Annotated in this window: 22 protein-coding genes; 1 reads left to right on the forward strand and 21 read right to left on the reverse strand. The window is 62.6% G+C overall.

Features of this window, described 5'->3' with window-relative positions; genetic code table 11:
• Positions 1-18: 18 nt before the first annotated feature.
• The 17 genes from ACFFN1_RS07015 to ACFFN1_RS07095 all read right to left on the reverse strand — a co-directional run bounded on the left by ACFFN1_RS07015 (position 19) and on the right by ACFFN1_RS07095 (position 7,147).
• On the reverse strand, positions 19-555 hold the full coding sequence (locus tag ACFFN1_RS07015) for a type I-E CRISPR-associated protein Cas6/Cse3/CasE (RefSeq protein WP_376839886.1): 537 nt from the start codon (positions 553-555) through the stop codon (positions 19-21).
• A 13-nt stretch (positions 556-568) separates the two neighbouring features.
• Positions 569-982 (reverse strand): hypothetical protein, encoded by a 414-nt coding sequence (locus tag ACFFN1_RS07020; RefSeq protein WP_376839889.1) that lies wholly within the window; start codon positions 980-982, stop codon positions 569-571.
• Positions 979-1,527, reverse strand: a complete 549-nt coding sequence (locus tag ACFFN1_RS07025; protein ID WP_376839890.1) for a hypothetical protein — start codon at positions 1,525-1,527, stop codon at positions 979-981. The genes ACFFN1_RS07020 and ACFFN1_RS07025 overlap by 4 nt, the downstream gene beginning before the upstream one ends.
• A gap of 111 nt (positions 1,528-1,638) precedes the next feature.
• Positions 1,639-1,917, reverse strand: coding sequence for a hypothetical protein (locus ACFFN1_RS07030; protein WP_376839892.1), 279 nt, complete (start codon positions 1,915-1,917; stop codon positions 1,639-1,641).
• Positions 1,918-2,032: 115 nt separating this feature from the next.
• Positions 2,033-2,563: a DNA N-6-adenine-methyltransferase gene (locus ACFFN1_RS07035; protein WP_376839894.1), complete on the reverse strand. Its 531-nt coding sequence runs from the start codon at positions 2,561-2,563 to the stop codon at positions 2,033-2,035.
• Entirely contained in the window at positions 2,560-2,835 is a 276-nt protein-coding gene (locus ACFFN1_RS07040) for a hypothetical protein (RefSeq protein WP_376839897.1), read from the reverse strand. Before ACFFN1_RS07040 ends, ACFFN1_RS07035 begins: the two co-directional genes overlap by 4 nt.
• Positions 2,835-3,065 carry a hypothetical protein gene (locus ACFFN1_RS07045; RefSeq protein ID WP_376839899.1) on the reverse strand — a complete coding sequence of 77 codons (231 nt, stop codon included), beginning with the start codon at positions 3,063-3,065 and terminating at the stop codon, positions 2,835-2,837. The genes ACFFN1_RS07040 and ACFFN1_RS07045 overlap by 1 nt, the downstream gene beginning before the upstream one ends.
• Positions 3,062-3,373: a WhiB family transcriptional regulator gene (locus ACFFN1_RS07050; protein WP_376839902.1), complete on the reverse strand. Its 312-nt coding sequence runs from the start codon at positions 3,371-3,373 to the stop codon at positions 3,062-3,064. The genes ACFFN1_RS07045 and ACFFN1_RS07050 overlap by 4 nt, the downstream gene beginning before the upstream one ends.
• Positions 3,374-3,389: 16 nt before the next feature.
• On the reverse strand, positions 3,390-3,866 hold the full coding sequence (locus tag ACFFN1_RS07055) for a single-stranded DNA-binding protein (RefSeq protein ID WP_376839904.1): 477 nt from the start codon (positions 3,864-3,866) through the stop codon (positions 3,390-3,392).
• Positions 3,847-4,194 (reverse strand): HNH endonuclease, encoded by a 348-nt coding sequence (locus ACFFN1_RS07060; RefSeq protein WP_376839907.1) that lies wholly within the window; start codon positions 4,192-4,194, stop codon positions 3,847-3,849. The genes ACFFN1_RS07055 and ACFFN1_RS07060 overlap by 20 nt, the downstream gene beginning before the upstream one ends.
• Entirely contained in the window at positions 4,191-4,538 is a 348-nt protein-coding gene (locus ACFFN1_RS07065; RefSeq protein ID WP_376839909.1) for a hypothetical protein, read from the reverse strand. The genes ACFFN1_RS07060 and ACFFN1_RS07065 overlap by 4 nt, the downstream gene beginning before the upstream one ends.
• A gap of 1 nt (position 4,539) precedes the next feature.
• Entirely contained in the window at positions 4,540-5,118 is a 579-nt protein-coding gene (locus tag ACFFN1_RS07070) for an ERF family protein (protein WP_376839912.1), read from the reverse strand.
• Positions 5,115-5,966 (reverse strand): YqaJ viral recombinase family protein, encoded by an 852-nt coding sequence (locus tag ACFFN1_RS07075; protein WP_376839914.1) that lies wholly within the window; start codon positions 5,964-5,966, stop codon positions 5,115-5,117. The genes ACFFN1_RS07070 and ACFFN1_RS07075 overlap by 4 nt, the downstream gene beginning before the upstream one ends.
• A gap of 310 nt (positions 5,967-6,276) precedes the next feature.
• Entirely contained in the window at positions 6,277-6,465 is a 189-nt protein-coding gene (locus ACFFN1_RS07080) for a hypothetical protein (RefSeq protein WP_376839917.1), read from the reverse strand.
• Positions 6,458-6,673 carry a hypothetical protein gene (locus ACFFN1_RS07085; protein ID WP_376839920.1) on the reverse strand — a complete coding sequence of 72 codons (216 nt, stop codon included), beginning with the start codon at positions 6,671-6,673 and terminating at the stop codon, positions 6,458-6,460. The genes ACFFN1_RS07080 and ACFFN1_RS07085 overlap by 8 nt, the downstream gene beginning before the upstream one ends.
• A gap of 79 nt (positions 6,674-6,752) precedes the next feature.
• The gene (locus ACFFN1_RS07090) at positions 6,753-6,926 is read right to left on the reverse strand and encodes a hypothetical protein (RefSeq protein ID WP_376839923.1); all 174 of its coding nucleotides are present in this window, start codon (positions 6,924-6,926) and stop codon (positions 6,753-6,755) included.
• On the reverse strand, positions 6,923-7,147 hold the full coding sequence (locus tag ACFFN1_RS07095; RefSeq protein WP_376839924.1) for a hypothetical protein: 225 nt from the start codon (positions 7,145-7,147) through the stop codon (positions 6,923-6,925). The genes ACFFN1_RS07090 and ACFFN1_RS07095 overlap by 4 nt, the downstream gene beginning before the upstream one ends.
• A 71-nt stretch (positions 7,148-7,218) precedes the next feature.
• On the opposite strand from ACFFN1_RS07095, the gene ACFFN1_RS07100 reads away from it, so the two are divergent.
• Entirely contained in the window at positions 7,219-7,506 is a 288-nt protein-coding gene (locus ACFFN1_RS07100) for a hypothetical protein (RefSeq protein ID WP_376839925.1), read from the forward strand.
• Between the two features lie 17 nt (positions 7,507-7,523).
• Here the strand turns inward: ACFFN1_RS07100 and ACFFN1_RS07105 are convergent, their stop codons facing one another.
• Genes ACFFN1_RS07105 through ACFFN1_RS07120 form a run of 4 tightly spaced genes read right to left on the reverse strand, consistent with a single transcriptional unit; the run spans position 7,524 to position 9,042 of the window.
• Positions 7,524-7,676 carry a hypothetical protein gene (locus ACFFN1_RS07105; RefSeq protein WP_376839928.1) on the reverse strand — a complete coding sequence of 51 codons (153 nt, stop codon included), beginning with the start codon at positions 7,674-7,676 and terminating at the stop codon, positions 7,524-7,526.
• Positions 7,677-7,714: 38 nt separating this feature from the next.
• Complete coding sequence (locus ACFFN1_RS07110; protein WP_376839930.1) at positions 7,715-8,014, reverse strand: hypothetical protein; 300 nt, start codon at positions 8,012-8,014, stop codon at positions 7,715-7,717.
• Positions 8,011-8,799: an antA/AntB antirepressor family protein gene (locus ACFFN1_RS07115; protein ID WP_376839933.1), complete on the reverse strand. Its 789-nt coding sequence runs from the start codon at positions 8,797-8,799 to the stop codon at positions 8,011-8,013. The genes ACFFN1_RS07110 and ACFFN1_RS07115 overlap by 4 nt, the downstream gene beginning before the upstream one ends.
• Positions 8,800-8,856: 57 nt before the next feature.
• On the reverse strand, positions 8,857-9,042 hold the full coding sequence (locus tag ACFFN1_RS07120) for a helix-turn-helix transcriptional regulator (protein ID WP_376839936.1): 186 nt from the start codon (positions 9,040-9,042) through the stop codon (positions 8,857-8,859).
• Positions 9,043-9,305 lie beyond the last annotated feature (263 nt).

Here is a 9,305-nt window from a genome sequence, read left to right on the forward strand (position 1 = left end):
CGAGTCGGGTAGGTGCGGTCATGGCTTCTCCCTGTCCGCGACGATGAGCAGACCAAACCCGTATCCGCGTGCACGACCAACACCGGTGGAGAGCATTTCGTCAAGCTCTCCACGATCTACGATCGTGCCGGTGCCGGTGAACAACGCCGCGGTGAGGGTGAGGCGTCGCCCCCACCGGTATCCGCGCTGCGGCTTCATCGACTGTGCTGCGATCTCATCGATCATGAGTGCAGGGGTGAGCTGGCGGCGAGCCCATTCGATGGCCGCGGTCCCTTCGAGGACGGTCTCGCTGCTTTCGCGGCGACGGACAGGATGGCCGATGAAGGAGAAACGCACATGCTTCCCGGTCGCCTGCTCGTCTCGGCTGGTCAACTCCGACATGTACCTGCGCATCATCTTCGGCTCGGTGATAGATCTGGCGATGATGATGTCGTGACGAGGCTGCGCCCACTGGTGTGGTTGTCCGTTGAAAGCCTCGCGCATGAGTCCGTGAGCAGCCTGCACGTTCCGGGACAGGGCTGTCCCGTGTCTGGTGAGGGTGATGGTGTGGAGCATGATGGTGGTCTCCTTAGAACGGGATGGTGTCTGGTCTGTAGTCGGTGAGGGTGATCGTGAACTTCACGCGCTCAGGTTGCAGCGCGTTCCGCTTCGCGAGGCCCCGGTCGGTGCCCTTGTGGTACAGCCACGGCCCCATCACGTGTGTGATGTCGTCATCCGGGAGGACAGCGAGGGGCCGGCGGACAAGCGCATCAACAATCGCTTTGGCGGTCGGTTGGAGGTTCTGCACGTCGTATGTGCGGTTCGTGGCCTTCGTGACCGCACCCCAGATCGTCGCGGCCTCGACCGGTTCCAGGTGCCGTGCCGCTGTCTGGGTGAGCGCGATGATCTGCTTCGTCCGCCTAGCGCGCTCCTGGTGGTGGAGTCGGTGGTTCGCTGAGATGACGGCCGGTAGCGGCACCGACACCGTGAACTGCTGGATCATGTCGTCCCTCCCGGTGCTGGTAGGTCACGCCACCGGATCAGGCGTGCGGTCTCATCGATGCGGATCTCGACACCGGCAGTAGTGCAGCGGTAGAAGATCCCGTCGAACACGCCCTCGGTGTGCCGGTCGATCAATACCCGCTGGTCATCGAGGTCCCGTGGGTCGCCGGCGCCTGGTGCGCCCATGAGTAGCTCGCGCAGGAGCACCCAATCGTGCAGCTGTTCGTCTGCGAGGACGCGGCCCAGCAGCCTGTCGGACACTCCCGCTTGTTTCGCGGCGAGGATCATCGCTAGCGCGTCCGCGGTCTTCGTCCAGGCGACCGTCTTGTGCGCCGGTGATAGGCGGATGAGGAGCAGCTCCAAGCTGATCTTCTGTGATGCGCACTCGCCTGGGATTGGCGACGGCGGGTAGGGCTCCCGGTGCTCCGGTGCGACCTCAGCTTCACTTCGCTCAGACCACCGGTTGCCGCAGTGCGGGCACTGCCAGCCCGGCGTGGTGTCGAGGCCATAGGTCTCGTCGATCAGATCGAGCAGATCAACCTGCACCGTGCGCCTCCTCTTCGTCTGGTTCCGGGTAGTGGGCCATGAGCCGGTCAGCGAGATCCCCGCGTCCGGCCGCGTCCAATACGGCGCAACAGGCCAGCCACAAACCACGGCTCATGCCGCGTCCTCGCCGTTCGGGTGGAGGTCGGTGTTCCGGCAGGCGGGGCACCGCTTGTACGGCACCGTCCCCCGCGAACCAGTAGCGGCATGGTTGATCGTGCCGACTGCGATGATCGCCAGGTCGGTGTAGGTGATGTGGCAGACCGCGCATTGGACAGTCGCGTCCGCTGTCCCGTTCGGTCGGTCGTGCCAGCCAACGACGCCCTCGACGCATCCGTCGAGCGTCGGGAGTCTCCTGCCTGGCTGCTCCCAGGCGTCTGGTCTTGTGTTCATGTTGTCTCCTCGTGGTTGCAGGACGGGCAGCAGGCCACGCCCCGATCTCGGGAAAGGGTCTTGTAGGCAATCACCGACACTCGACATGCTTGACAGGAGAGGCGCTTGTCCCCCGTCATGCCGCGTCCCTGAGGCGAACGTAATGGCCGGGCACCGGCCTGGACGCGAGCACGCGGCTGTCGTCCTCTCCATATGCGACGAGCACAGACGGAGCGCCAGCATTTGCCGAAGCACGTTCACCGTCGCGGTAGTGGAAGTGCAACCGCCCTTTCAGGAACAGCAATGCGGTAGCACGCTCCCACACCTGAGAATGGAATCCGGCAGTTTCTGTGCGGGCGAAGATCAGGGCCGTTCCTGTCCCGTGGTCGGCGAGACGCGCCAGCCACTTCCACACGTGCGCGTATGGCGGGTTGCACCACACGCGCCCGTGCCATTCCTGCCGCAGCCCGTCGTCCTCGATCGTGTAGTGCCGCTCGGCGGTCGGCCATGGACGCTGGATGGGAGCGCACGGGTCAAGGTCGAAGTGTCCGAGGGTCGCGATCAGGTCGGGTGGAGTGAGCCATTCGTCAGTTCCTCCGACGGCAGACTGATGTGACCCGATAGCTCTTGGTGCGGCAGCAGGGTTGCCGAAGAGGTCAGTAGTCATGCCGCGTCCTCTCTGGCTTGGCGTTCTTCATCAATGAGTGCCTGCAGTCGTGCTGGCCCTTCCGGGTCCGGCTTGTAACGTTCCTTGACGGCAGCGATCCGAGCCTCACGCTCAACCCGCTCCACGTACGCCCGTTCCGCTGCAGCGAGGAACCGATGCTCCTTGGCCGCTTGTTCTTTCACGCGGGCGAGCATCCGCTCCCGCTCCCGAAACCTGCGAGGTAGCCGGCGGAGTTCGGCCTCCGACATGATCGGCATTGACGACAAACCCATCACGGCACCTCCAGCAACGCGACCGCCTGCTTCTCAGCGAACGCGATAGCATCGCCAACGGCACACTCGAACGACGTGTAGAAGCCGAGCACCTCAACGCCATAGACAATGACGCACCACAGGCATGTCGGGGTGGCCCCGTTGTCTTCTGCGACGAGTTCTACCGAGTCCACTCGACGCACGCGAGGCTTCGCTAGCGGGTCGCGTTCAAGCACGATTTCGCGTGTCATGCCGCCACCTCCGGACGCCACGCCCGCTTCGTCTCACGCCGATGCACGGCCTGACAGGGCTCGCAGCGTTTCCGGCCCACAGCCTCACCGGCCAGCGACTGCCCGCAGTCGGCACACGCTCTCGTCACACGCCACAGCTCGGTACGCTCCTCCGGTGTCAGCCCGCCGAAGATCCCGAACCGCAGCGACGGCCTCTCGGCCTGCATCGCCTCAGCCAGGCACGCCTCACGGATAGGGCACTGCTCACACGCGCGGATCGCTGCCTGCTCGTAGCCTGGGGTGAAGAACAACTCCACGTCACGGCTCACACACGCTGGCGTCTTGTCAAAACGGCGGCTCATTGTCGGCACCTCCCATCGGCTGCTGAGACGACGCCCACGGGTCAGAAGGTGGTATCTGCTGCCACCCACCCTGCTGAGACTGCTGCTGCGACTGCTGCTGACCCTGTTGCCCCCAGCCTTGCGGTTCCTGCCGCTTGAACACGGCACAGAAGTCAACCTTCAACTTCGTGGCAGACCGGTTCTCACCCGTGTTCTTGTCCTGCCACTGCTCCGTCTCCAGCGACCCGACCAGCCGCACTTTCGCGCCCTTCCCCGCCCCAGCGAGCAACTCGGCGTTGTCACCGAACGCGGTGAACCGCTGAAACAGGGTCGCGAGAGTGTCCCACTCGCCGGTCTGTTCATTGCGTCTCGACCGGTTCGCCGCGACCGTCCCATTCCCGACCGCGACACCGTTCTGCGAATACCGCAGCTCCACATCAGCGGTGAGGTTCCCTGTCACATCAAGCGTTGGCAAAGCCATGATTGTCCTTCCTTACCCGCGTTCCGCGGTGATTGAGCATGAAAAAAGCCCCTTCCGGGGCGTAAAAAACAGGTACTTCTGTGGGGTCATCCCAGCGGGAAATCTTCCACCCCTTATCCCTGCCGAGCCTCGCGAACTCGGCATCCGATTCGAGGCTGACGTTCGCCTGCCAGCACAGGGTGACGAGGTTGGCGAGCCGGTCAGCTTTCTTCGACCCACCCATGCCGCGCCCGGCTCGGTGTTGGATCGTGAGCGTGTCGTGCCGGCCGCAATGCACACACCGGTAGTTGTCACGCGCATAGACGAGCTCACGGAGCTGCTGTTTCACGTCTCCCCCACCCCGGCCATCTTGTAGGTCAGCTCGACCATCCGCGCCTGAGTTTGCAGGTTCGACAACTCCGACTCGAAGCCCCGCGCCCGCGCTTTCGCGTAGTTAAGCGCGATCTTCGTGTCATCGCGAGCATGAGCGAACGACTCGGTATCGATCACAGCCTGCTGTTTCCTGTCCTCAATCGACCCCGACGCTCGCTTGTAGGCCAGCGCGAACTCATGATCTAACTGGCGCTGTGCCTCCATCGCCGCCGATTCGTAGTCGCGGACGATCTGCGCGTTCCGGGCGACGTTCGTGCGCACCTCCGAGAGCTCACGGATAATCGAGTCCGGTGTCTTCACCTCACTCATCGGCCTTGCCCCCAGCGATCTCCACGATCTTCGCCAGCACGTCCTCACCGATGCCCGCCGCCTGGGCTTCCTTGTAGACCCGGCGCGCTTCAGTCTTAGTCTTCGTGCCATTCGCTGCGGCGATCACCTGCTCGGCAGACGGTTTCGCTGGCTGGTGCTCATACGAATGCGCATCTGGGTCAACCTCATCTGTCGGCAGCGCGAACGTCTGCAACAGTGCGGTACGGAACGCGACACTCATGGCCTTCGGGGTGGACTTATCCCCGGTGTCAGCGGCCTCAGCCGCAACCACAGACGTGATGCTGTCGCCCTCGGGGCCGACGAACGTGAACTCCACCAGCAGCCGGCAGGTGAGCGAGATCCCACCCTTCGCGGTCTGAAACTGCTCATACGTGCACGAGATGATGTTCGACGGCCTCACCGTCACCCCGTGCTTCCGCAGCGCCGGTGACAGCGCGTTCACTGTCGCGTCGATGCCACGGAACGAAAACTTGTGAAAGTCGTTCCGGTCGCCTTTCTTGACCGCACCAACATCCTTCATCACCTCGATGATCGCTTCATGGACTTTCATGCTGTCTCCTTCGCTGGTGTGATCGTCAACCGGCCTGAACCCGGCTTCGTGAGCGTGTACCGCTCCCACAGGTCAGGGTGCTCGGCCTTGAACCGGTCGGTATCGAAAACCTGCCGGGGCTTCCCCACGCTCTTCGTGACCGACCCGGCATCGGAGACGTGCTTGAAGCTCTCACGGTCACCGATCTCCTTCTCAATCAGCTTCCGCACCGCATCCTTCGACTCCTTGACCGCCTGCTCCTGCGACACCACCGCCGCATAGTCCGCGAGGTACGTATCCAACAGGGAGGGCTGCCCCATCGTGAGGAACGCCTCCGCGACCTCCACACACTCTCCGACATGCTCTTCGTCGTACTCCACGGAGTAGATCGACAGGTCGTTGGAGACAGGCATGAAATCGTCATGCCACTCAACGGCGAGGATCGCCTCACGGATACCGGTGACGAACATCTGCCACTGCAGCTGCGTGAAGTAGTTCGGCGGCACCGAATCCCACGGCCGGCCCTTCCACACCGCAGTTTTGATGTCCCCGACGAGCGCGCCGGCAGGGTCGAGCAGGTCAGGTGTCGCCATCCAGCGCGGATCATCTGCGTGCTGTAGAACATCCGTGTTGTGCTGCAGCGGGTACTCGCCGCAGATCCGCTTCGCGATGACCGACTCCCTCTCAATCCCCCAAGCCGTGTAGGCGTTACCGCGAAACGCTGGCGGCCGAGCTTTCTCAGCCTTCACAGTCGCCCAGGTCGCCTTCCCGCCGTACATCAGCCGGTACATGTCCGTGGCAGTCACCCCGCCACGTCTGACCTCGAACCACTCATCCCGGCCCCGAGTTCTCACTCGTATGTAACTCACTTCTTCTCCTTCTCGTCCTTACCGACCGCTTTCACCGCGGCATCCCCCGTCGGATCCGCATACGGGCGTGGCGCAACCGACGGTTTCCGCCACTCATCCCGCATCCACGGCGGCCTACTCATGGGACCGGATGATCTGCCAGCCAAGAACCACCCACACCCCCGAGGTCATGAAACCCGTCCATGCCAGCACCCAACCCATGAACCCGAGCAGGTCAGCCGAGAACACCGACGGGTTGACCACCACCGGAAGCAGGCACAAAAAGAGGGCCGCCGCAGCGACCCTCGAAGTCCGAACCAGCCTGTACCGTCTACTCATCTTTCAACTCCATATCGAGATCGTCATAAGCGATATGCCGTGATGTGGCGATCGCTTGCTGACAGCGCCGCGTCATGTCATCCACCCGGTCAATGCGGCGGGTCACGCCGTCGCACCACACCAGCACGAACAGCACAGCAAGCAGATTGACCAGTGCCAGCCCGAGCGCGATCTCAGCCACGAGACAGCTCCGCCATGAGGCAGCGAATTGCCGTTTCGCCAGTGGGGTCGTCTCGCATCTGTTTGTCCTGCCCCATCCGAGGCTGGTCATGCTGCAGGCAGTCCTCAGCCCGCCACCGGTCAAAGATGCGCTTCACCTTCCGGTAGCCGAGATGCAGGTCATACCGGGCAGAGGCGACCTGTTGCACGTCGAGCAGGAAGTCCTTCACCGATGTGTATGTCTCCGAGAGTTCCAGCGGAGACCCGTGTGTAGGTGCGGTCGTCATCGCGCACCCCAAGGTCTGGTTGTCATGTCTCCCTCTCCGGGTGTTCTTCGTCGATCTGGGTGAGGTGGGATTGCAGCTCGTCGATGAGGTCTTCGACCTCGATCGGCCACAGCTCCGCGGCGACATCACCGATGTGGACGTAGGTCATCTCACCGACGTGGGTCACATCCACGCCGTCTACGTAGCGGGTGGTCATGCGACCGCTCCTTTCACGGTGTTGCGTTTCAGCCATGCATCCACCTCGTGCTGCTGGAATCCCAAGCAGCGGGGCGAGTGGGCGGGACGGCCAGGCATGTCCACCCAGCGGGGGATCCGGTCTTTGGGTTCGCCGCGTTCGAGGTACCTGCGGGACTTCACGGTTTCGGCGGCCATCCCGATCTGGCGGCCAACTTCTTCGTCGTTGAGCAGCCGGTTCACGGTCGCTCACCCCCGGCTTCTCCCTCAGTAGGCTGAGGGTCACCACAACCACCTACTGAGGGAGAAGGATCATGGATGCCACGCAGAGGCGCAGCGTAGCGACGGTTATGCTCAACGACATCCGCGAGCACCTGAGCGAGCTTGCGCGCATTCTGCAGGCAGCGCCACGCGAGGGCCAGGATGTTGCGGCCGGCGCTGTCGCGATAGCCGGCCTGGCCTCGACACTCGTTGTCGCCGAGTCGGTTATCTACGTCATCTACGACGGTGACCCCGTCGATGCCGAGATCATCGACACGCTGGTCAGCTTCCGCAGGATCGTTGATGAGTGGCGGGAGGTGCTCGGCGATGGTGGCACCTAACCGCTGATAGTCGATACTCATGATGTGGTTCCTTTCGTGAGCTTGGTGAGCGCGTCACCGCTGATGCCGTAGTCGCCGGTGCCGTCATCGAGGTAGGCGACATCGGAGGCGTTAGCGGTGACCTCAGTGAGCGGGGAGTGCATGTCGTAGCGGGTCGCCGTCTCCGTCAACTGGTGCTCTGTTTTCAAGCGGAGGAAATCCCAGCGGTTCATGACTGCCCCCTGCACTCCTCAGCCGCATCAGCGAACGCGACACGAGCGATCTGCACATCAGGAGTGATCGACTCAATGAACTCGGTCTCCTCATCAATCGACGCCGCATCCAGACGGGACGCGAAACCAATCGACCGGCCAGCAGAATCGAGCGCATCACCCATCAGGGAATCGAGCTCTTCGGCATAGTCGAGGGCATCAAGGCACGCTTGAGGTGTCACCGGGTCAGCAGGTGTTGCGCACCCTGTCAAGAGAACGGGGACAGCCACAACGACGGCAGCAAGGGTGAGTTTCATGCCGACTCCTTCACCTGGACGAGTCCGCACGCCTTAGCGAGATCGATCGCGTGAGCCTGCCGCACGTAGAGGGTCTGGCGAACCTGCCCGTTGTACATGCGGGACACCTTGTGGTGAGGGCGCTGCTCGAAGTACGCATACGTCTGCCGGCCCTGCCGTGCCCGGTACTCGTACTCCTCGACCTGCTTCTGCTGCGAGTTCGACCAGTACCAGCCGTAGGAGTGCTTGAAGATGATGTTCTTGTCGCGCAGCAGCTTGAACGTCTCCATCTTTCGGAGCTGGTACTGCCGACCCCAGTCCTCGATCTTCACGACGTCACCGTCTGAGACGTATCGGTCGTGGTACTCGATTGCGGGTGCTGCGGATTCGAGTGCCGCTTCGAGGACCTTCTTCTCTTCTTCGGCTTCGAGCACCATGCGAGCGAGGTCTGCACGTGATGCCAGTTCCGGCGTTGGCGCGAGACGCTGTTTCTCAACGGCGATGAAGTACTGCCGAATCTCCTTGCCCTTGGGTGTGCGCTGGATCATGCCCAGCTCCTTGGCCATGTCGATCGTGACCGCGTGGTCGATTCGGGTGACCGCGCCGCGGCCCTCGCGGGCAACCTCCCCCGAAATGGTGAGGTAGTCCTGGCCCTCCGTGAAGCCGTATTCGGTCATCTTCTTGAACCAGGTCGTGTAGTCCCGTCCGAGGCCGAGGAAGGCATGGATAGCGCGGCCACTGGCGACCTGCTGGCCCTCGTGATCCCGAATCGGGATGAGCTGTTGGATGCTGGTAGGATTAGTCATAGTTCTTGTCCTTTCTGGACTCGGCCCTCAGCCGCTGGACCCGGCTGGGGGCATTTTTCATGCGGCGTAGTTGATCTCTTCGAGCGTGAAGAGCTTCTCGGTCTCGACTCCGAGAGCCTTGGCGATCTTGGCTGCGGTCTCCGGATTGCAGGTCTCGCGCTTGCCAAGGATGTTCCCGACCGTGGATGCGCTGATCCTGGCGCGAAGAGCGAGGTCAGCGTTCGTGAACTGCTTGAACGTCATTGCCAGTCGGATTTGCTCCTTGTGAGGCCGCGCGGTGAAGCCGCGGCGGCTCCGGGTATATGCGGGGCTCATGTCACCTCCCGTCCTGTCTGTTTGGCGTGTTTCCCGAACACTCCAAACTCTAGAGCATGTGTCCCCCAGAGTGCAAGGTGTTTCGTAAACGTTTCAAACTTCCGCTTGCTGGCGCGAATTACTGCGGTGTTGTTTGTGTCGAAGCGAGACACACTAGACTTGCTGTAGTCCTGCCCCTGCCCGAAAGTGGT

The organism is Brevibacterium otitidis (genome assembly GCF_042429315.1).
GTDB lineage: Bacteria > Actinomycetota > Actinomycetes > Actinomycetales > Brevibacteriaceae > Brevibacterium > Brevibacterium otitidis.

Coding starts and splice junctions, on each gene's coding strand:
- ACFFN1_RS07015 (WP_376839886.1), bottom strand. CDS start 555: ATGCTCCACACCATCACCCTCACCAGACACGGGACAGCCCTGTCCCGG.
- ACFFN1_RS07020 (WP_376839889.1), bottom strand. CDS start 982: ATGATCCAGCAGTTCACGGTGTCGGTGCCGCTACCGGCCGTCATCTCA.
- ACFFN1_RS07030 (WP_376839892.1), bottom strand. CDS start 1,917: ATGAACACAAGACCAGACGCCTGGGAGCAGCCAGGCAGGAGACTCCCG.
- ACFFN1_RS07035 (WP_376839894.1), bottom strand. CDS start 2,563: ATGACTACTGACCTCTTCGGCAACCCTGCTGCCGCACCAAGAGCTATC.
- ACFFN1_RS07040 (WP_376839897.1), bottom strand. CDS start 2,835: ATGGGTTTGTCGTCAATGCCGATCATGTCGGAGGCCGAACTCCGCCGG.
- ACFFN1_RS07045 (WP_376839899.1), bottom strand. CDS start 3,065: ATGACACGCGAAATCGTGCTTGAACGCGACCCGCTAGCGAAGCCTCGC.
- ACFFN1_RS07055 (WP_376839904.1), bottom strand. CDS start 3,866: ATGGCTTTGCCAACGCTTGATGTGACAGGGAACCTCACCGCTGATGTG.
- ACFFN1_RS07070 (WP_376839912.1), bottom strand. CDS start 5,118: ATGAAAGTCCATGAAGCGATCATCGAGGTGATGAAGGATGTTGGTGCG.
- ACFFN1_RS07090 (WP_376839923.1), bottom strand. CDS start 6,926: ATGACCACCCGCTACGTAGACGGCGTGGATGTGACCCACGTCGGTGAG.
- ACFFN1_RS07100 (WP_376839925.1), top strand. CDS start 7,219: ATGGATGCCACGCAGAGGCGCAGCGTAGCGACGGTTATGCTCAACGAC.
- ACFFN1_RS07110 (WP_376839930.1), bottom strand. CDS start 8,014: ATGAAACTCACCCTTGCTGCCGTCGTTGTGGCTGTCCCCGTTCTCTTG.
- ACFFN1_RS07115 (WP_376839933.1), bottom strand. CDS start 8,799: ATGACTAATCCTACCAGCATCCAACAGCTCATCCCGATTCGGGATCAC.
- ACFFN1_RS07120 (WP_376839936.1), bottom strand. CDS start 9,042: ATGACGTTCAAGCAGTTCACGAACGCTGACCTCGCTCTTCGCGCCAGG.